Source organism: Zavarzinia sp. CC-PAN008, assembly GCF_051903925.1.
Lineage (GTDB): Bacteria > Pseudomonadota > Alphaproteobacteria > Zavarziniales > Zavarziniaceae.
Map to the genome: position 1 here is coordinate 2,760,012 of NZ_CP173678.1, position 18,442 is coordinate 2,778,453.

Here is an 18,442-nt window from a genome sequence, read left to right on the forward strand (position 1 = left end):
CTGCAACTCCACACTTCAGCGGCGCGTCGCCCGCGCGTCTACCACGTCGGAACGATCCCATGGTGCATGCCGCCAAGTCCAGCCGGACACGCGCGGCACGCGCATTGGTCGGTGTCTGGCCGCCTGTCAGTGCCGCGGCTGGCGGCCGGGTGCGGGCGACCGTTCGGCCGGCTCGTCCAACCAGGCGAGACGGTCCAGCACGTGGCCCAGGTCCATGCGGGCCAGACGGCAGCGTTCTAGAAGCGGACCGATCTCGGCCAGGACAAGGCGGAAGTTGCCAAGGGAGGCATCGCTTGGCGTGTCACGCATGGGTCACCCTTTCGTTGCACGCGACAGCAAACGCCACAGGCGCGATCGGTTCCCTGGGAGCCTGCGCCAAGTCCCTGCGGCTCAGTACATCGTCGCCTTGTAGTCCTCTTCGAGCTGGGCATCGACGGACTTCACCACCGCCGGGTCGGCCGGTTGTCCGCTGAGCTGTTCCATCACGATCTGCGCCAGGCTGGGCAGGTCGCCGCGCGCCTGTCGTGCCTCGTCCTGCCAGAGATGCGAGCGTCGGAACGCCTTGGCGCAATGCAGGAAGGCCTCGCGCACGGAAAGGACGATGCCCAGCCGCGGGGTGCGGCCCTGTTCGGCGCATTGCGCCAGCAGGGCCTGGTCGGCGGTCACGCGGGCGGTGCCATTGACGCGCAGGGTCTCCTCGATGCCCGGGATCATGAAGATGACGGCGCATTCGGGGTTGTCGATGATGTTGACCAGCGTATCGGCCCGGTTGTTGCCGGGACGATCCGGGATCAGCAGGGTCCCGTCATCCAGGACCTTGACGAAGCCGGGCGGGTCGCCGCGGGGCGAGGTGTCGCCCCGACCGTCCGCATCGGCCGTACCGATTACCAGGAAGGGCGACTTGGCGATGAAGGTCCGGGCATGGCGGTCCAGGCGGGGGATCGCCTTGCGCAGCACAAGGTCGCTGGGCTCGCCCAGGACCGCGCGCAAGGCCTCGCGGCTGTCGATCCATGTGGTGGCCGCCCCGGCCGATGGTGCCCCGGTCATGTCCACTCCCCCTGTTCGACGCCGTATTGGTTCACGTTCCGGCCGGAGTGTCGCAAGGCGGGCGGGGGGATGCAAGATTATTGAGAATCGTTCGCGATAACAGCGAAATCACAGCCATCTCACGCCCCGTCGCGCCTTGCAGGTCCTAGGCTGGGGCCGTATGTTGAAGGGCTGAATCCCCCAGTTCCCGGAAGTGAGCGTTCATGGCACGCGTGACTGTCGAAGACTGCGTCGAGCAGGTCCCCAATCGGTTCACCCTCGTCCTGCTGGCCGCCCAGCGGGCGCGGGCGATCTCGGCCGGCGCGCCGCTGACACTCGACCGCGACAACGACAAGAACCCGGTCGTGGCCCTGCGCGAGATCGCGGACGAGACGGTCAGCGTCGAGACGCTGCACGAGGGGATGATCCACGGCATGCAGGTCCATGTCGAGACGGACGAGCCGGTCGAGGACGACATGCCCCGCCTGATGGCCGGGCAGGAGCTGACGCCGCCCGAGCTCTCGAACGAGGCGTTCGACCGCACGATGGCGGGCCTGGCCGACGAGCTGGACAAGGCGTTCGGCGACGACTGAGCAGGGCGAGGATTTCCAGGGCAGGGCAGGCAGGCGCAACGGCAGGGGGGCGGGACGGACGATGGCGGAGGTTCAGGCATTGCGGCCGGTCCCCGCTGCGGCACCGGCCCCCACGCCAGAGCGCGCGCGCCCCATGATCCGCCAGTACGAACTGGTCGAACGGGTCAAGGCCTATGACCCGGCCGCCGACGAGGCGATGCTGAACCGGGCCTACGTCTATTCGATGAAAGTCCACGGCGCCCAGGTGCGCGCCAATGGCGACCCCTATTTCTCCCACCCGTTGGAGGTGGCCGGCATCCTCACCGACATGAAGCTGGACGCGGCGACCATCGTCACCGCCCTGCTGCATGACACGATCGAGGACACGGTCGCGACCTATGAAGAGATCGAGAGCCTGTTCGGGCCCAAGATCGCGACCCTGGTCGATGGCGTCACCAAGCTGTCCAAGCTGGAACAGGCGTCAGAGCGGACGAAGCAGGCGGAGAATTTCCGCAAGCTGCTGATCGCGATGTCGAACGACATCCGCGTCCTGCTCGTCAAGCTGGCCGACCGCCTGCACAACATGCGGACCCTGCACTTCATCGAGAAGCCGGACAAGCGGCGGCGCATCGCGCTCGAGACGATGGAGATCTATGCCCCGCTGGCCGAGCGCATCGGCATGCACCAGCTGAAGGACGAGCTGGAGGATTTTGCCTTTGCCGAACTGAACGGCGAGGCGCGCACCTCGATCATCCGGCGCCTGTCGTTCCTGCGCGACCAGGGCGGCGACCTGATCACCCGCATCTCGGACCAGCTGGCGCGCACGCTCGCCAACCAGGGCATCGATTCCTGGGTCTCGGGGCGGGAGAAGCGGCCCTATTCCATCTGGCGCAAGATGGAGCAGAAGAACATCTCGTTCGAGCAGCTGTCCGACATCATGGCGTTCCGCGTCGTGGTCGACCAGATGCCGACCTGCTACCAGGCGCTGGGCGTGCTGCACGCCTCGTACTCGATGGTGCCCGGGCGCTTCAAGGACTACATCTCGACACCGAAGCGGAACAATTACCGCTCGATCCACACGGCCGTGATCGGCCCCGAGAAGCAGAAGATCGAGATCCAGATCCGCACCCGCGAGATGCACGAGGTCGCGGATTTCGGCGTGGCGGCGCATTGGCGCTACAAGCAGTCGAACGGGATCGTGCCCGATGGCGGCGCGCCGGAGGGCACCCAGTACCGCTGGCTGCGCGAACTGCTGGAGATCCTGGAACAGGCGGCAAACCCTGAGGAATTCCTCGAGAATACCAAGCTCGAGATGTTCACCGACCAGGTGTTCTGCTTCTCGCCCAAGGGTGACCTGATCGCCCTGCCGCGCGGGGCGACGCCCCTCGACTTCGCCTATGCCGTCCATACCGGCCTGGGCCATTCGACGGTGGGGGCCAAGATCAATGGCCGCCTGCAGACGCTGCGCACCGAGCTCAAGAACGGCGACCAGGTCGAGATCGTCCGCTCCAAGGGCCAGACGCCAAGTCCGTCCTGGGAGCACATCGTCACCACGGGCAAGGCCCGGTCCGCGATCCGCCGCTTCCTGCGTAACCAGCAGCGCGACCAGTACATCTCGCTGGGCAAGGCGATGGCGGTGCGGGCCTTCCAATCGCTGGGCCGCGACCTGACCGAGAAGGCGATCGACGGTGCCCTGTCCAAGCTGAAGCAGCGATCGGTTGAGGATGTCTACGTCGCCCTGTCGCAGGGCCTGCTGACCGACCGCGCCCTGCTGGAAGCGATCTTCCCCGGCGAGCGGCCGGAGGACACGGGCGATGCCAGGGTTCTGCCCATCGCGCGCGGCCGCCTGAAGCGCAAGCGTGCCGAGAATGCGCTGCCCATCCGTGGCCTGATCCCCGGCATGGCGATCCATTATGCCGGCTGCTGCCACCCGCTGCCCGGCGACCGCATCGTCGGCATCGTCACCACGGGCAAGGGCGTCACGGTCCATGCGATCGACTGCAAGACGCTTGAGAGCTTTGCCGACGCGCCCGAACGCTGGATCGACCTGGCGTGGGAGCTGGACGCGGAGCCAGGCGAACTGCATGTCGGCCGCATCAGCGCCGTCGTCACGAACGAGCCCGGCACGCTGAGCCAGCTGGCCAGCGTGATCGCCAAGAACCGCGGCAATATCGCGAACCTGAAGTTCACCGACCGCAGTTCCGAGTACGTGGAGATGATGGTCGATATCGAGGTGCGCGACCTGAAGCACCTGACGCACATCCTCGCCGCCCTGCGCGCCGACCCCGCCGTCTCCTCCGTGGAACGCGCCCGGGGCTGAAGCACCCCAAACGCTGGCCCTGACCTGCTTCGCCGCCTGCCTTGCAGGCAGGCGCGATGACCACGCGCGTCGCGTCATGAAACATTACTGAGAATCATTTGCGATTCCTGTCGCGCTTCAGATAATGCGAGTCATTCGTATTTGACCGGCGCGGAACCATCCTGGCGGAGGTGGTCGCCCGGGCGATGGGGGACGATCGAATGGGGGAAGTCAGGACGGTCCGGCAGGACCGCGCCGCCCTTCTGCGTGCGACGCTGCTGGCGGGCGCGGCGTTGGCTGGCCTTTCGGCTCCGGCCGCGGCACAGACGGCCGAAGGAGATGCGGGCGCCGGGGGCACCATGACGCTGCCGACCCTGGAGGTGACGGGCACGGCGGCACCGGAGGATCCGCGCGGGCCGGTCGACGGATATGTCGCGACCCGCGGCACGACCGGGACCAAGACCGACACGCCGATCCTGGAGACGCCGCAGTCGATCTCCGTGATCACGGCGGATCGGATGGAGGCCATCGGCGCGATCCGCTTCCAGGACGTGCTGGGCTATACCGCGGGCGTCGACGTCGCCAATTACGGATCCGACTCGCGCTACGACTTCGCCCTTGTGCGCGGTTTCGACATCTTCACCTCCTATTACCGCGACGGCTTGCCCCTGCGCGGCAACAATTCATGGTCGTTCTGGCAGATCGAGAACTATGGCCTGGAACGGGTGGAGCTGCTGCGCGGACCGTCCTCCGTGCTGTACGGCCAGTCCAGCCCGGGCGGCGTCCTCAACGTGATCAGCAAGCGCCCGACCCAGGAACCCCTGCGCGAGATCGAGGTCACGCTGGGCACCCAGTCCCGTCGCCAGGTCGCAGCCGACCTGTCCGGTCCCCTGGACGAGGCGGGGGAGTTCACCTATCGCCTGACGGGCCTGTACCGGGATGCGGAGCTGTTCGACGGCGACATGCCGGACGACCGCATCTATGTGGCACCCGCGCTGACCTGGGCGCCGACGGAACGGACGCACCTGACGTTCCTGGCCAACTACCTGGGCATCCGCGCCGGCGTCTATTCCCACGGCATCCCGGAAGTGGGCACGCTGGTCCCGACGCCGGCCGGCGGCCATGCGTCAGAGGCGACCTTTACCGGCGATCCCGAATTCAACCAGTTCGACCAGGACCAGTGGCAGCTGGGCTATGAGTTCGAGCACCGCTTCAGCGAAGCGGTCCAGGTGCGCCAGAACCTGCGCTATGCCGAGCTGGATGTGGACTACCGCCATGTCTACCCGAACGGCTATGTGCCGGTGAACGCCGACCCGACGGATCCGGACAACTACCGGTTCCTGGACCGCTCGCTGTTCGGCAGCCGCGAGCATGTCCGCTCGTTCACCCTGGACAACCAGCTGCAGTTGGGCTTCGACACGGGGTTCCTGCGCCACACGCTGCTGGTCGGCCTGGACTACCAGGATTCGACCTTCGACCAGGTCACCAGTTTCGGCCTGGATCCCAACCTGTTCGACCTGTTGGCCCCGGTCTATGGCGGCCCCCTGGTCCTGCCGGCGCCCTATGTCGACGCGACCGCCAGCCTGGATCAGACAGGCGTCTACCTGCAGGACCAGATCCGGCTGGGCGAGCGCTGGACCCTGACGCTGGGCGGCCGCTTCGATACGGCCGGCAGCGACGTTGCCGACCACCTGGCCGGCGGTCGCACGATGGTCGAGGACGATGCCTTCACCGGCCGGGCCGGCCTGGTCTATCTGGCGCCCAATGGCCTTGCACCCTATCTCAGCTATTCCGAATCCTTCGTGCCCACCCTGACCTTCGACCCGGTCAGCGGCACGCCGTTCGCCCCGGAAAAGGCCCACCAGTACGAGGTCGGCCTGCGCTACCAGCCGCCAGGGCGCAGCGACCTCTACAGCCTGGCGCTGTTCGACCTGACGCGGGAGAACTACATCACCTATGACGTGAACTTCGTGCCGTCGCAGACGGGCGAGATCCAGGTCCGCGGCCTGGAACTGGAGGCGACGTTCAGCCCGCTGGCGGACCTCAACCTGATCCTGGCCTATACCTGGACGCCGGAGGCTGACGTCACGCGGAGCGCCGATCCCAGCCAGATCGGCAAGCAGGCCAATGCCGTGCCGGAGCACAAGGCCTCGCTTTGGGCGGACTATGGCTTCGACTTTGGGCTGGACGTTGGTCTGGGCGTCCGCTTCGTCGGCACGACGCGCGGCGTGAACGAGACGGCCAGCATCGACGTGCCGGCCTATACCCTGGTCGATGCCCGGCTGGCCTACGAACTGCAGCGCTGGCGCCTGGCGGTCAATTTCCGCAACCTGGCGGACGAGACCTATATCGCCACGTGCTCCTTCGGCTCGTGCTTCTACGGCGACGGCCGCAGCGTCGTCGCCAGCCTGGCCTACCGCTGGTAAAGGCGCTCGCGCGCTACTCCTTCGGCGCTTCCGTCAGCCTTGGCATTTCGAAGCGGTCGCTGGTGCGGGTGTACCAGCCGGTGCCGTGCATGCGGCCGATCAGCTTCAGCGCGGGCGTGTCGACATAGCACTTGGCCGCGTCGAGCACGAACTCGTCGCGGATGTGGATCGCGACGACCCGGCCCAGGATGACGGAATTGGTGGGGCTGGCCTTGTAGGTATTGACCTCCACGCATTCGAAGGCGACGGGGCTTTCGGCGATGCGCGGCGGCTTGACTAGGGCCGAGGGGACGGCCGTCAGGTGCGCCTTGTCGAGTTCGTTGACGCCTGGCGCGAAGTCGAACGCGGTCACGTTCATCGCGCTGGCCGTGTCTTCCGACACCAGGCAGATCACGTATTCCTTGGTCGCGGCGATGTTGCGGGCCGTGTCCTTGTGCTTCGTGGCGCCGGCGGGACCGTTGACCCCGATCACCAGCAGGGGCGGATCGTCCGACACCGCATTGAAGAACGAGAACGGTGCGGCATTGACCAGGCCTGCCTCGTCCTGGCTGACGACCCAGGCGATCGGTCGCGGCGTGATGGTCGAGACCAGCAGCTTGTAGGCGTCCCGGGGGGCGATCTTCGATACGTCGAACAGCATGGGTGTCCCGCAGTCTTCGGCTTCGGCGTTGTCTGCCGGCCGCGATGGTCGGCTGCGGGATGCGCGGGCTCAAGGCAAAACATGCGCGGCCAGGACAAGGGGGCCGCGCCGGCCGCTCAGTGCTCCAGCACCATCACGGGGCAGGAGGGACCTTCCAGCAGGGGCAGGCCGGGCGCCGCCTGGCCATGGCGAATGGCGCGGCGCACCGTGTCGCGGATCACCGCGCGCAGGGCCCAGTTCTGTCCGCCGATCCGGACATAGGGGTTGCCGCGCAGGGCGGCCAGCGCCTCCTCGACGATACGCTGCTCGTCGAGGTCGGCATCCGTGTCGGGGAGTTCGGTCGTGGTCATGACCATAGAATGAGGCCGGACCGCTCCGAAACCAGTGATGGGGGTCACCGCGAAGATCAAGGGACACGCAAAAAATGCCGACAATTCAAGGCAATTTGCGCAAAGGCCGGCTGGCCGCGCCGGGCTCCCCTTTCGGGCTTGCGGCGGTCGCACTAGACTGCCCCGCATGAGCCGCCTGCATGCGGCCGGGTCCCTCCGACTCGGCGTCAACATCGACCACGTCGCCACCATCCGGAATGCGCGGGGCGGGCTGCACCCCGATCCGCTGCGCGCGGCGCGCGCCGCCCGCGACGCCGGGGCCGACGGCATCACCGCGCACCTGCGCGAGGACCGGCGCCACATTTCCGACCTGGACATCAGCCGCCTGGCGACCGAGATCGACCTGCCGCTGAACCTGGAAATGGCCGCGACCGAGGAAATGCTGGCCATCGCCCTGCGGCACAAGCCGAACGCCTGCTGCATCGTGCCCGAGAAGCGCGAGGAAGTGACGACCGAGGGCGGACTGGACGTGGCGGCGCACCATCGCGTGCTGGCGCCATTCATCCAGCGTCTGAAGGCGGCCGGGATCCGCGTCTCGCTTTTCGTCGATCCCGAGACGGTGCAGTTGGCGGTCGCGCGGGCCCTGGGGGCCGACATCGTCGAACTGCACACCGGCGCCTATTGCGAGGCACAAGGAGCGGGCCGCCAGGTTGAACTGGACCGCCTGATCGCCGCCGCGGTCGAGGCGGAACGCCTGGGCCTGGAATGCCATGCCGGCCACGGCCTGTCGTTCGAGACGGTGGCACCGGTCGCGGCGATCCCCCAGGTCATGGAGCTGAACATCGGCCATTTCCTGGTGGGGGAGGCGATCTTCTCCGGCCTGGACCGGGCCATCCGCCGCATGCGCCAGTTGATGAACGAGGCGCGCGGTCAGGCGGGCCTGGCGACCGCCTGACAGTCGCTGCGGTCATGATCATCGGCATCGGCAACGACCTGATCGACATCCGGCGGATCGAGAAGACGATCGAGCGTTTTGGCCAGCGCTTCATCGACCGGGTCTATACGCCGGTCGAGCAGGCCAAGGCGGAGCGGCGGCGCAACCGGGTCGAGACCTATGCCAAGCGGTTCGCGGCGAAGGAGGCCTGTGCCAAGGCGCTGGGCACCGGCTTGGCGCAAGGGGTGTTCTGGCGCGACATGGGCGTGGTCAACCTGCCCGGCGGCAAGCCGACGATGGCGCTGACCGGCGCGGCGCAAGCCCGGCTTCAGGCGCTGACGCCGGCAGGGCACGAGGCGCGGATCGAGTTGACGATCACGGACGAATATCCGATCGCGCAGGCGATCGTCATCATCCAGGCAGTGCCGAAGCCCGCCTGAGCCAGGCGGGTGCGCACCCCCTGGGACCCGGCGTCGCTTGACAGGGCATGGGGGGAGCCCGTTTGATCCCCGCCATCCGCATATCGGGCCCGGAGGGCCGTTCTGGTGTACAAATCGGGCGAACAAAACAGTGCTTCGCGCAAGTCCCTGCGGAGTGCGATCTGGGAGAATGTGCGGACCATTGCCTGGGCGATCGTCATCGCGCTGGTGATCCGGACCTTTGCCTTCGAGCCGTTCAACATTCCGTCGGAGTCGATGCTGCCCAACCTGCAGGTCGGTGACTATCTGTTCGTGTCGAAGTTCTCGTACGGCTATTCACGCTATTCATTCCCGGGTTCACCGCCGTTGTTCGGCGGGCGCATCCTGGAAGGGGAACCGGAGCGGGGCGACATCGCCGTGTTCCGCCTGCCCAGCAATCCCGACGTCGACTACATCAAGCGCATCGTCGGGCTGCCCGGGGACCGCATCCAGGTCATCGGCGGGGTGCTGCACATCAATGGCGAGCCGGTGAAGCGCGAGCGGATCGAGGATTATACCCGGGCCCGCGGCGACGGCTTCACCCAGGCCTATCCCCAATATGTCGAGACGCTGCCCAATGGCGTCAGCTTCCGCACGCTGGACATGTTCCAGAACGGGCCATGGGACAATACCCAGGTCTATACCGTGCCGCCGGGCCACTTCTTCGGCATGGGCGACAATCGCGACAATTCCGAGGACAGCCGCAGCAAGGTTGGCTACATCCCGGCCGAGAACCTGGTTGGCCGGGCCGAGATCATCTGGTTCTCGACCGACGGCAGCGCCGGCTGGTTCGAACCGTGGAAATGGTTCTCCGCTCTTCGGCTGGAGCGGTTCTTCAACCTGCTGCATTGATGCCTGAACCGCACCTGCGCACGCTGGAAGAGGCGATCGGCCATGGGTTCCGCAATCCCGACCTGCTGAAGGCGGCGCTGACCCATGGCAGCGTCGAGGGCCGGCCGTCGAACCAGCGGCTGGAGTTCCTGGGCGACCGTGTCCTGGGCCTGGTCATCGCCGCCGCGGTGTTCCGCGGCCATCCCGGCGAAAGCGAGGGCGAGATGGCGCTGCGCTACAACGCCCTGGTGCGGGGTGCCGCCCTGGCCGCCATCGCAAGGGACCTGAAGCTGGGCCGCTACATCCTGATGTCCCGGGCCGAGGCGGAACAGGGCGGTCGGGACAAGCCGGCGATCCTGTCGGACGCGATGGAGGCGGTGATCGCAGCCGCCTACCTGGACGGCGGTTTCGCGGTGGCCGAGGCCCTGATCCTGCGGCTGTGGGAGCCCTATCTCTCGGGCATGGTCGACGCCCCCAAGGATCCCAAGACGGCGCTTCAGGAGCTGGCGGCGGCCCGCGGCCTGGGCCAGCCGGCCTATCGCGTGGCGGGCCGCACCGGCCCCGACCACGCCCCCGTCTTCACCGTGGTGGTGGAGGTGGGCGACGATCGCCACGGCGAAGGCCAGGGCCAGTCCAAGCGCAGCGCCGAGGTGGAGGCCGCGAAGCAGCTTCTGGCCCAGCTTGCGCATCCCCCCAGGAGCCCCGCCGCGGACGATCCAGGTGCCGCGCCGGAAGGAAGATCATGACCGACCAGACCGACACGACCTGTGGCTTCATCGCCCTTGTCGGCGCCCCTAATGCAGGCAAGTCCACGCTCCTGAACGCCCTTGTCGGCGCGAAGGTTTCCATCGTCTCGCGCAAGGTGCAGACGACGCGCGCGCGCATCACCGCAATCGGGATCGAAGGCCGGTCGCAGCTTGTCTTCGTCGACACGCCCGGCATCTTTGCCCCGCGCCGCCGGCTTGACCGGGCAATGGTGGCCGCAGCCTGGACCGGGGCCGAGGACGCGGACGAGGTCGTGCTGATCGTCGATGCGGAACGCGGCATCGACGCCGACGTGCGCCGCATCATCGACGGCCTCCTGCGCGGGGAGCGCAGCGCCATCCTGGCCCTGAACAAGGTCGACCTGGTGAAGCGGGAGACGCTGCTGGGCCTGGCGGCCGAGCTCAACGCCCTGCTGCCGTTCAAGGCGACCTTCATGATCTCCGCCCTTAAGAAGAGTGGCGTCGACGACCTGAAGCGCGACCTGGCGGGACGCATGAAGCCGGGCCCGTGGCTGTATCCCGAGGACCAGCTGGCCGACGTGCCGGAACGCCTTCTGTCGGCCGAGATCACGCGCGAGAAGCTCTACGACCGGGTGCACCAGGAACTGCCCTACGCCATCCATGTCGAGACGGAAAGCTGGGAGGAGCACCGCGACGGCTCCGTGCGCATCGGCCAGGTGATCTATGTCGAGCGTGACAGCCAGAAGGCGATCGTCCTGGGCAAGGGCGGCCACTCGATCAAGCACATCGGCTCCGAAGCGCGGCGCGACATCGGCGAACTGCTGGGACGCAAGGTGCACCTGGCCCTGTTCGTGAAGGTCCGCGAGAACTGGTCCGAGGACCCGGAGCGCTACCGCGAAATGGGCCTGGACTACTCGCCTTGAGGGTTCGCTCTGTGATGCTTCGAGACGGCGCGTTGCGCCTCCTCAGCATGACGCCGTTGGGATTTTTGCTCTTTTCCTGACAACGTCATGCTGAGGCACGGCCCGCAGGGACGCGTCTCGAAGCATCACAGAGCAACACCGCCCCTTCAGTGCAGGACCTGCGCGAGGAAGGTGCGGAGGCGGTCGCTGGCGGGGTTCTCAAAGAACGCCGCCGCCGGACCCGTTTCGACGATTTCACCCTGGTCCATGAAGATGCAGCGGTCGGCAACCTTGCGCGCGAACCCCATCTCGTGCGTCACGCAGATCATTGTCATGCCGTCCGCCGCCAGGTCCTCCATCACCTGAAGCACTTCGCCGATCATCTCCGGGTCGAGCGAGGAGGTCGGCTCGTCGAACAGCATGATGCGCGGTTCCATGCACAGCGCACGGGCGATGGCCACGCGCTGCTGCTGCCCGCCTGAGAGCTGGCTGGGATACTTGTCGGCCTGGGCGCCGATGTGCACGCGCTCCAGGAACCTGCGGGCCAGCGCCTCGGCCTGGGCCTTGCCCAGTTCAAGGGTCAGGCGCGGCGCCAGCATGCAGTTCTGCAGGATGGTGAGATGAGGAAAGAGGTTGAACTGCTGGAACACCATGCCGACTTCGCGCCGGACGTCGAGGATGTTCTGAGCCTTCCCGTTCACCTCGATCCCGTTGACGACGATGCGGCCGGCATCGTGCGGCTCCAGGCCGTTGATGCAGCGGATGAGCGTTGATTTGCCGGAGCCCGAAGGGCCGCAGACGACGATCTTCTCCCCCTTGCGCACGGTCAGGTCGATGCCGTTGAGCGCCTGGAAGGTACCGAAGCGTTTGGACAGGCGGCTGACCTGGACGGCGATGGGGCGTTCGCCCTGGAGTGTCATGACGGGCTTCCGGATTGGGGCGTCACCGCTGCGGGCCGCAGCCCCAGGCCCAGCAGCCGGGCATGAACTGGCACTGGCGGCATAGCGCTCGCGATGGTCAGGTGGCGGTTCAGGCGACGGTCCAGCGCCTGGAAGCCCAGGCGCATCACGTTGACCAGCAGCCAGTAGAAGGCCGCCGCCGTGAGCAGGGGCGTGAACGGGTCATAGGTCGCGAAGAAGATCTCGTTGGCGACGGCCGTCAGGTCGACCAGGGTGATCGCACTGATGACGGCGGTGCTCTTGGTGAACAGCAGCACCTCGTTCTGGTAGGCCTTGAAGCCGTAGCGGAAGGCCAGCGGCAGGCGGATGCGCCAGAACACCTGGCGGGGCGAGATGCCAAGGGCGGAGGCGGCCTCGATCAGGCCGGGCGGCACGGCCAGCAGCCCGCCGCGCAAGCCCTCCGTCACATAGCTTGAATGATTGAGCGTGAAGCCCATCACCGCGCAGGCAAAGGCGGAGGAGAACAGGAACCAGAACGGCCCGTCGCGCACGATGGGCAACTGGCCCAGGCCGAAATAGACGAAGTACAGCAGGATCAGGCTGGGCGCGCCGCGGAAGAAGATGACATAGGCAGCCGCCGGCCAGGCGATCCAGCGCCGCTTTGACAGCCGCGCCAGGGCCATGGGGATCGCGACCAGCATCCCGAAGAACAGGACAAGCACGACGACGCTGACCGTGACGCCCAGGCCGCCGATCATGGCCGGCAGGCTGTCCCAGGCAAGCTTCGGATCGAACTCCATCACGTGGCCTCGCGCGCAATGCCGCGGGCCAGGCGCAGCTCAAGCTGGCGTGACAGGCTGAGGGTCGCCCAGGAGAAGGCGACAAAGAACAAGGCTGCCGCTGTGAAGAAGAGGAAGGGCAGCTTGGTCGTGCCGGCCGCCATCTTGGCCTGCGCCACCAGGTCGTTGAGCCCGACGAGCGAGACCAGCGCCGTATCCTTGAGCACGATGATCCACAGGTTGATGAGGCCAGGCAGGGCAAGGCGCGCCACCTGGGGCAGGATCACGTGGAGCCAGGTGCTGCGCCGCGACAGGGCCAGCGCGGAACAGGCCTCGAACTGCCCCTTCGGCACGTTGCGGATGGCACCCCGCAGCAGCTCCACAATATAGGCGCCATAGACCAGGGTCAGGCCGGCGACACCCGCCCAGAAGGGCGTGATGTCGATCGTGTTGCGCAGGCCCACCAGCCCCAGGACCGACTGCAGCATGGCGCTGCCGCCGAAATAGAACAGGAACATGACCAGGATCGACGGCACGCCCATGAAGATCGAGGCATAGACGCGCCAGACGCCCTGGATGACGCGGCCGGACAGGCGCGTCGCCGGGGCCTGGGTGACGATCGCCACCACAAGGCCCAGGCTCAGCGCCAGGACATAGCCCCACAGGGCCAGTTGCATCGTGATGACGGCACCGCCCCACAGCTCATCGCCATAGCCGGTATCGCCAAAGGCAAGCAGGCCCATGAAGGTGTGCCCCGCTGCCGGCTACTTCGCGCAGGCCGCTTCCTGCGGCGCGATGGCGACCGACAGGTACTTTTCGCGGATCTTGGTGAAGGAGCAGTCGGCCAGCATCGCCTTCAGCGTCTCGTCCATCCGCGCCAGCAGGGCTTCCTGCCCCTTGTTGACGATCCAGGACGAGCCCCGCTCGTTCTCGGGCACCGAATCCTCGCCCGTCCAGAAGTCGCCGCCGGCCAGCATGTAATCCTTGCCCTCGGGCTTCTCGATCAGCTCGATCGTCCAGTTGATCTTGGCGCTGAAGGTCGCGTCGACACGGCCGGCCAGCAGGTCCAGGCGGATCTGGTCGGGATTGTCGTAGTAGATCTTCTCCATCGCGGGAAAGTTCACTTCGATGAACTTCGCCTGGGACGAGCCGCGCTGCAGGCCGATCTTGACTCCCGCCAGGCCCTCGTTGGTGAAGGTGTAGGTGCTGTCCTTGCGCACCACGAACGTGTCGGGGTTCCAGAACACGGGCAGGCCGAACAGGGCCCGCTCCTTGCGCTCGGCCAGTGGCTTCACCTGGCTGGCGACGACGTCGATCTTGTTCTGGAGCAGGGACGGTATCAGCGCCTTGAAGTCCATGACGACGAATTCGCATTCGACGGCCATGCGCTTGCACATCTCGCGCGCCAGGTCCGGTTCGATGCCGGTCAGGGTGCCGGTGGTGTCGACCATGGAGAAGGGCGGATAGGTGCCCTCGTTGCCCAGGCGCAGCGTCTCGGCCATCGCCTGCGTTCCCCCGAACGCCAGCGTGGCCGCAACGCCCAGGCCCAGCGCCAGGCGGCGGCCCGGCCCCATCAGGTTCTCGAATGCCATGTGAAGCTCCCCTCGTGCTTGCAATGGTCGTGGTTCAGAACGGCACGTCTCCGCACACGGTGGTGCGGTGCATGACGCGGACATGCGTGTCGTGGTCGTAGACGGAGGCGCGATGCATGGTGCAGCGGTTGTCCCAGGCGACGAGGTCGCCGGCGCGCCAGGCATGGCGGTAGACGAAGCGGTCCTGGGTCACGAAGTCCTGCACCTCGGCGCACAGGTCGCGGGTCGCCGCGGCGTCCAGGCCTTCGACATCGCTGATGACGTCGGCCGCCAGCCAGACGGCGCGGCGCCCCGTCACCGGATGGGTGCGCACCAGCGGGTGCGCGACCGGCGCCACCCGGGCCCGCTGCTCGTCGTTCAGCGGCACGCGGTGCGGGTTGGCGGCACACTGCCTGGCGTCGAACCAGGGATAGTTGTGCAGTGCCCGCCGGCCGTCGATCCGGGAGCGCAGCGCGTCCGGCATCGCCTCGTACGCCGCGGTGCAGCCGGCGAACCAGGTATCGCCACCTGCAGGCGGCACCTGCACCGCATGGAACAGCGAGCCCAGGCTTGGCCGTGCGACATAGGACATGTCGGTGTGCCAGTCGCCATCGCCCGGCGTGAAGAAGCCGGTCAGCGTGCCCGCTTCGTCCCGCGGATTGCCGATCACCAGGATCTCGGGGAAGCCGGGCAGCAGGTAGCGCTTCTGGACATGATGCTCCAGGTCGCCGAAGCGCCGGCTCAAGGCGACATGCGCCGCCGGGCTGAGCGCCTGGTTGCGGAACAGGAGCACGCCGTGGTCCAGGAAGGCCTGCGCGATGGCGGCAAAGGTCGCCTCGTCCAAGGCTTCGTTGAGGTCGAGGTCGTGCACCTCGACCCCGACGGCATCGGACAGGGGGGTGAGCCTAAGCGATGACATCGCTGTCGACCGCCGGGACGGGATGCGCGAACAGGCTGCCAAAGCCCTCGACCGGTGCCCGCACGCCGGCCAGGCCCAGCACGTGCCAGAACGACGACTGGATCGCCGTCACCACGGGGATGTTCAGGTCCTGCTCCAGCGCCTCGATCGCGCCGACCGTGCGCAGGTTGGTGCAGGAGATGAACAGCGCCTCCGCCTTTGCATCCGCTGCCCGCCTGGCGAAGTCGTAGACGCGCTCCAGCGGCACGAAGCCGATGCCGTGGTCGTCGTCGATCTCCATGCCATGGGCGGAGAGGACCTCGAACCCGTTCTGTTCGAAGAACCGGGCGCCGCGCTGCGTCACCTCCGAGATGTAGGGGCCGACAAAGGTGATGCGCCGGGCACCGAAGCAGCGCAGCGCCGTCACGGCGGCGGTCGAAGTCGTCGTGACCGGCAGGCCGCCCATCAAGGCCGACATGCGCCGCCGCACGCCATGGTCGTAGCCGATACCTTCCAGGAAGCTGGCGCTGGTCCCGCCGAACACCGCTGCCGAGAGGGGCGCATAGGCCAGCAGGCGCGATGCATCCTCAAGAGGGCCATCGTCCATCATGGTCTTCAGACCCTCGGCCGAGACCTTGGGCAGGTGGATGCGCGCGGTGTGAATCGACACGCCCTCTGGCGCCATCGCATAGAACTCAGGCTCCATCACGATGCTGGAGGCCATGTAGACGAGGCCGAGGCGGGCGCGCCAGCCGATGTAGTCACGCATGAACAAGGCCCCACGCAATGGACGGGTCGTCGGCAGCGCGGCACAAGGCCCGCCATTCCAGGTCCAGGCGCTCCTCCATGTCTTCCTCGTGCAGGCCCGCATACTGCTCCTGCGTCAGGGCGCAGACCTCGGGCGGGGGCAGGGTGACCGGCCGACCGGCGGCCAGGGTCGCCAGCTGCACGCGGCAGGCGCGGTCCAGGAAATACATGCGCGAGAACGCCTCGCGGATCGTGCGGCCCACGGTCAGCAGGCCGTGATTGCGCAGGATCAGGACGTCGAAGCCGGCCAGGCTGCGCTGCAGCCGGGCGCGCTCGTCCGGGACCAGGGTTGCCCCCTCATAACCGTGGTAGCCGATGCGGCCGTGGAAGCGGAGCGCGAACTGGCTCAGCATCAATAGCCCCTCGGCCATGGCCGAGACGCCCACGCCCGCCGTCGTGTGCGTGTGGCAGATGGCACCGACGTCCGGCCGCGCGGCATAGATCGCTTCGTGGATCACCGCGCCCGCGGGGTTCAGGCTGCCCACGACCTCCAATCCCGTTGGCGTCATGCGCACGGCTGAGAGGCTGTCGGCCGCGACTTCGCTGAACAGGCGGCCATACGGGGAAATGTGGAAGACGTCGCTGTCGGCGGCGTCGCGGGCCGAGAAGTGGGTATAGATCAGGTCGGTCATGCCCAGTCTGGCCCCCACGATGTGTGCGACTGCAAGATCGCGACAGACCGTGTCCTGGCCAGTGGCCATCATGGTTTCGTGTGTCCGGTCCATCACCGGGCCGGCTGGGCGTTCGACATGGCCGAATAGTGAAAAGCCGGTCTGCTGCGGTCAACAGCGCCTTCGCAGTCGCAACATCCTGTGTCCGACTAAAGAAGCTGGCGGAAATCCCTGCATTTCAGCCGCTTCTTGCTGTATCGGATCGGCACTTCTTGACTGCCCCAAAAGCGTCATTTGAATGATCGGGAACGGACCGGGGGCGTCGGGTTTCGAGACCTGCAATGGCGCATGCCGTCCCATGAAACGGGCCGCGACACCCGCGTGCCGCACATGGCCGCTGCCCGCGTCGGGCCTCTTCTTGGCACTGGCGCTTTGCCGGGCATGGCTTAAGGTCGGCGCGCCCTGCCTTGACCCCGCGCGGGCGCTGCAGTGCGATGACCCCGTCTTCACCATTCCCGGTTGCCAAAATGGCCTTGCTGTCCCGCTCCCTCGCCCGTATCAAGCCCTCGCCCACCATCGCCGCCACCACCAAGGCGGCGGAGCTCAAGGCCGCCGGGCGCGACGTGATCGGCCTGGGTGCCGGCGAGCCCGACATGGACACGCCGGAGCACATCAAGCAGGCCGGTATCGACGCCATCCTGAAGGGCGAGACCAAGTACACAGCAGTGGACGGCACACCTGCGCTGAAGAAGGCGATCTGCGCCAAGTTCAAGCGTGAGAACGGCCTGACCTATACGCCGGACCAGATCAGCGTCTCGTCCGGGGGCAAGCAGGTCCTCTACAACGCCCTGATCGCTACGCTGGACCCGGGTGACGAGGTCATCATCCCGGCCCCCTATTGGGTGAGCTATCCCGACATCGTCCTGCTGGGCGGCGGCACGCCCGTCGCCGTGCCCACCACCGAAGCCAATGGCTTCAAGCTGCAGGCGGCGGAGCTTGAGGCGGCGATCACGCCCAAGACCAAGTGGCTGATCCTGAATTCGCCGTCGAACCCCACAGGGGCGGCCTATACCTGGGACGAGCTCAAGGCCCTGACCGACGTGCTGCTGCGCCATCCCCATGTCTGGGTGATGACCGACGACATGTACGAGCACATCCTCTATGACGGGTTCAGGTTCGCAACCCCGGCCCAGGTCGAGCCCAGGCTTTACGACCGGACGCTGACGGTCAACGGCGTGTCCAAGGCCTATTCGATGACGGGTTGGCGCATCGGCTATGCCGGCGGGCCAAAGGACCTGATCAAGGGCATGGCCAAGGTCCAGTCGCAGTCGACCTCCAACCCCTGCTCGATCAGCCAGGCCGCCGCCGTTGCGGCGCTGGAAGGCCCGCAGGACTTCATTCCGGAGCGGGCGGCGATCTTCAAGGAGCGCCGCGACCTCGTCGTGTCGATGCTGAACCAGGCCAAGGGCCTGACCTGCGCCCGGCCGGAAGGGGCCTTCTATGTCTTTCCGTCCTGCGCGGGCACGCTGGGCAAGACGACGCCCGACGGCAAGGTGATCGAGACGGACATGGATTTCTGCGACTACCTGCTGGAGAGCGAGGGGGTCGCCGTGGTGGCGGGTTCGGCTTTTGGCCTGGCGCCCTATTTCCGCATCTCCTACGCGACCTCGACCAAGGCGCTTGAGGATGCCTGCGCCCGCATCCAGCGGGCCTGTGCCGCTCTGACCTGAGGACC

The 18,442-nt window shown here is 67.0% G+C and carries 20 protein-coding genes; 9 read left to right on the forward strand and 11 right to left on the reverse strand.

All coding sequences use genetic code 11. The features are described from left to right. Positions 1 to 126: 126 nt before the first annotated feature. Both ACI6GS_RS12930 and ACI6GS_RS12935 read right to left on the reverse strand, forming a co-directional pair. Positions 127 to 309, reverse strand: coding sequence for a hypothetical protein (locus ACI6GS_RS12930; RefSeq protein WP_439813861.1), 183 nt, complete (start codon positions 307 to 309; stop codon positions 127 to 129). Between the two features lie 81 nt (positions 310 to 390). Beyond that, positions 391 to 1,047, reverse strand: coding sequence for a pyridoxamine 5'-phosphate oxidase family protein (locus ACI6GS_RS12935; protein ID WP_439813862.1), 657 nt, complete (start codon positions 1,045 to 1,047; stop codon positions 391 to 393). A gap of 203 nt (positions 1,048 to 1,250) precedes the next feature. Between ACI6GS_RS12935 and rpoZ the strand changes: the two genes are divergently transcribed. From rpoZ to ACI6GS_RS12950, 3 genes are all read left to right on the forward strand, one after another. After that, positions 1,251 to 1,619: a DNA-directed RNA polymerase subunit omega gene (rpoZ, locus tag ACI6GS_RS12940; protein ID WP_439813863.1), complete on the forward strand. Its 369-nt coding sequence runs from the start codon at positions 1,251 to 1,253 to the stop codon at positions 1,617 to 1,619. A gap of 133 nt (positions 1,620 to 1,752) precedes the next feature. Then, positions 1,753 to 3,918 (forward strand): RelA/SpoT family protein, encoded by a 2,166-nt coding sequence (locus ACI6GS_RS12945; protein WP_439817965.1) that lies wholly within the window; start codon positions 1,753 to 1,755, stop codon positions 3,916 to 3,918. Between the two features lie 200 nt (positions 3,919 to 4,118). Beyond that, complete coding sequence (locus tag ACI6GS_RS12950; protein ID WP_439813864.1) at positions 4,119 to 6,323, forward strand: TonB-dependent siderophore receptor; 2,205 nt, start codon at positions 4,119 to 4,121, stop codon at positions 6,321 to 6,323. 13 nt (positions 6,324 to 6,336) lie between these two features. On the opposite strand, the gene ACI6GS_RS12955 is transcribed toward ACI6GS_RS12950, so the two are convergent. Next, positions 6,337 to 6,963: a flavin reductase family protein gene (locus ACI6GS_RS12955; protein ID WP_439813865.1), complete on the reverse strand. Its 627-nt coding sequence runs from the start codon at positions 6,961 to 6,963 to the stop codon at positions 6,337 to 6,339. A 116-nt stretch (positions 6,964 to 7,079) separates the two neighbouring features. Then, positions 7,080 to 7,313, reverse strand: a complete 234-nt coding sequence (locus ACI6GS_RS12960) for a hypothetical protein (protein ID WP_439813866.1) — start codon at positions 7,311 to 7,313, stop codon at positions 7,080 to 7,082. Positions 7,314 to 7,479: 166 nt separating this feature from the next. On the opposite strand from ACI6GS_RS12960, the gene ACI6GS_RS12965 reads away from it, so the two are divergent. The 5 genes from ACI6GS_RS12965 (at position 7,480) to era (ending at position 11,163) form a co-directional block, all read left to right on the forward strand. Then, entirely contained in the window at positions 7,480 to 8,247 is a 768-nt protein-coding gene (locus ACI6GS_RS12965) for a pyridoxine 5'-phosphate synthase (RefSeq protein ID WP_439813867.1), read from the forward strand. A 14-nt stretch (positions 8,248 to 8,261) separates the two neighbouring features. Then, entirely contained in the window at positions 8,262 to 8,666 is a 405-nt protein-coding gene (gene acpS / locus ACI6GS_RS12970; protein ID WP_439813868.1) for a holo-ACP synthase, read from the forward strand. A 171-nt stretch (positions 8,667 to 8,837) separates the two neighbouring features. Beyond that, complete coding sequence (gene lepB / locus ACI6GS_RS12975; RefSeq protein ID WP_439813869.1) at positions 8,838 to 9,536, forward strand: signal peptidase I; 699 nt, start codon at positions 8,838 to 8,840, stop codon at positions 9,534 to 9,536. Beyond that, a complete protein-coding gene (gene rnc, locus ACI6GS_RS12980; protein ID WP_439813870.1) occupies positions 9,536 to 10,261 on the forward strand; it encodes a ribonuclease III in 726 nt (241 codons plus the stop codon). Before lepB ends, rnc begins: the two co-directional genes overlap by 1 nt. Beyond that, positions 10,258 to 11,163, forward strand: a complete 906-nt coding sequence (gene era, locus ACI6GS_RS12985) for a GTPase Era (RefSeq protein WP_439813871.1) — start codon at positions 10,258 to 10,260, stop codon at positions 11,161 to 11,163. Before rnc ends, era begins: the two co-directional genes overlap by 4 nt. Before the next feature lie 146 nt (positions 11,164 to 11,309). Here era and ACI6GS_RS12990 read toward each other — a convergent pair whose 3' ends face one another. Genes ACI6GS_RS12990 through ACI6GS_RS13020 form a run of 7 tightly spaced genes read right to left on the reverse strand, consistent with a single transcriptional unit; the run spans position 11,310 to position 16,821 of the window. Beyond that, positions 11,310 to 12,062, reverse strand: a complete 753-nt coding sequence (locus ACI6GS_RS12990) for an amino acid ABC transporter ATP-binding protein (protein WP_439813872.1) — start codon at positions 12,060 to 12,062, stop codon at positions 11,310 to 11,312. Further along, positions 12,059 to 12,841: an ABC transporter permease gene (locus ACI6GS_RS12995; protein ID WP_439813873.1), complete on the reverse strand. Its 783-nt coding sequence runs from the start codon at positions 12,839 to 12,841 to the stop codon at positions 12,059 to 12,061. The genes ACI6GS_RS12990 and ACI6GS_RS12995 overlap by 4 nt, the downstream gene beginning before the upstream one ends. Further along, a complete protein-coding gene (locus ACI6GS_RS13000; RefSeq protein ID WP_439813874.1) occupies positions 12,841 to 13,563 on the reverse strand; it encodes an ABC transporter permease in 723 nt (240 codons plus the stop codon). Before ACI6GS_RS13000 ends, ACI6GS_RS12995 begins: the two co-directional genes overlap by 1 nt. Before the next feature lie 21 nt (positions 13,564 to 13,584). Then, positions 13,585 to 14,412: a transporter substrate-binding domain-containing protein gene (locus ACI6GS_RS13005; RefSeq protein WP_439813875.1), complete on the reverse strand. Its 828-nt coding sequence runs from the start codon at positions 14,410 to 14,412 to the stop codon at positions 13,585 to 13,587. A 34-nt stretch (positions 14,413 to 14,446) separates the two neighbouring features. Next, on the reverse strand, positions 14,447 to 15,310 hold the full coding sequence (locus ACI6GS_RS13010; RefSeq protein WP_439813876.1) for a TauD/TfdA dioxygenase family protein: 864 nt from the start codon (positions 15,308 to 15,310) through the stop codon (positions 14,447 to 14,449). After that, complete coding sequence (locus ACI6GS_RS13015) at positions 15,297 to 16,058, reverse strand: maleate cis-trans isomerase family protein (RefSeq protein WP_439813877.1); 762 nt, start codon at positions 16,056 to 16,058, stop codon at positions 15,297 to 15,299. The genes ACI6GS_RS13010 and ACI6GS_RS13015 overlap by 14 nt, the downstream gene beginning before the upstream one ends. Further along, positions 16,051 to 16,821 carry a class II aldolase/adducin family protein gene (locus ACI6GS_RS13020; protein ID WP_439813878.1) on the reverse strand — a complete coding sequence of 257 codons (771 nt, stop codon included), beginning with the start codon at positions 16,819 to 16,821 and terminating at the stop codon, positions 16,051 to 16,053. Before ACI6GS_RS13020 ends, ACI6GS_RS13015 begins: the two co-directional genes overlap by 8 nt. Positions 16,822 to 17,234: 413 nt before the next feature. Here ACI6GS_RS13020 and ACI6GS_RS13025 point away from each other — a divergent pair, with 413 nt between their 5' ends. Continuing rightward, complete coding sequence (locus ACI6GS_RS13025) at positions 17,235 to 18,437, forward strand: pyridoxal phosphate-dependent aminotransferase (RefSeq protein WP_439813879.1); 1,203 nt, start codon at positions 17,235 to 17,237, stop codon at positions 18,435 to 18,437. Positions 18,438 to 18,442 lie beyond the last annotated feature (5 nt).

Coding starts and splice junctions, on each gene's coding strand:
- ACI6GS_RS13020 (WP_439813878.1), bottom strand. CDS start 16,821: ATGGACCGGACACACGAAACCATGATGGCCACTGGCCAGGACACGGTC.
- ACI6GS_RS13000 (WP_439813874.1), bottom strand. CDS start 13,563: ATGGGCCTGCTTGCCTTTGGCGATACCGGCTATGGCGATGAGCTGTGG.
- ACI6GS_RS13005 (WP_439813875.1), bottom strand. CDS start 14,412: ATGGCATTCGAGAACCTGATGGGGCCGGGCCGCCGCCTGGCGCTGGGC.
- ACI6GS_RS13010 (WP_439813876.1), bottom strand. CDS start 15,310: ATGTCATCGCTTAGGCTCACCCCCCTGTCCGATGCCGTCGGGGTCGAG.
- ACI6GS_RS12930 (WP_439813861.1), bottom strand. CDS start 309: ATGCGTGACACGCCAAGCGATGCCTCCCTTGGCAACTTCCGCCTTGTC.
- ACI6GS_RS13015 (WP_439813877.1), bottom strand. CDS start 16,058: ATGCGTGACTACATCGGCTGGCGCGCCCGCCTCGGCCTCGTCTACATG.
- ACI6GS_RS12995 (WP_439813873.1), bottom strand. CDS start 12,841: ATGGAGTTCGATCCGAAGCTTGCCTGGGACAGCCTGCCGGCCATGATC.
- ACI6GS_RS13025 (WP_439813879.1), top strand. CDS start 17,235: ATGGCCTTGCTGTCCCGCTCCCTCGCCCGTATCAAGCCCTCGCCCACC.
- acpS (WP_439813868.1), top strand. CDS start 8,262: ATGATCATCGGCATCGGCAACGACCTGATCGACATCCGGCGGATCGAG.
- era (WP_439813871.1), top strand. CDS start 10,258: ATGACCGACCAGACCGACACGACCTGTGGCTTCATCGCCCTTGTCGGC.
- ACI6GS_RS12950 (WP_439813864.1), top strand. CDS start 4,119: ATGGGGGAAGTCAGGACGGTCCGGCAGGACCGCGCCGCCCTTCTGCGT.
- ACI6GS_RS12935 (WP_439813862.1), bottom strand. CDS start 1,047: ATGACCGGGGCACCATCGGCCGGGGCGGCCACCACATGGATCGACAGC.
- ACI6GS_RS12960 (WP_439813866.1), bottom strand. CDS start 7,313: ATGACCACGACCGAACTCCCCGACACGGATGCCGACCTCGACGAGCAG.
- rnc (WP_439813870.1), top strand. CDS start 9,536: ATGCCTGAACCGCACCTGCGCACGCTGGAAGAGGCGATCGGCCATGGG.
- rpoZ (WP_439813863.1), top strand. CDS start 1,251: ATGGCACGCGTGACTGTCGAAGACTGCGTCGAGCAGGTCCCCAATCGG.
- ACI6GS_RS12945 (WP_439817965.1), top strand. CDS start 1,753: ATGATCCGCCAGTACGAACTGGTCGAACGGGTCAAGGCCTATGACCCG.
- ACI6GS_RS12965 (WP_439813867.1), top strand. CDS start 7,480: ATGAGCCGCCTGCATGCGGCCGGGTCCCTCCGACTCGGCGTCAACATC.
- ACI6GS_RS12955 (WP_439813865.1), bottom strand. CDS start 6,963: ATGCTGTTCGACGTATCGAAGATCGCCCCCCGGGACGCCTACAAGCTG.
- ACI6GS_RS12990 (WP_439813872.1), bottom strand. CDS start 12,062: ATGACACTCCAGGGCGAACGCCCCATCGCCGTCCAGGTCAGCCGCCTG.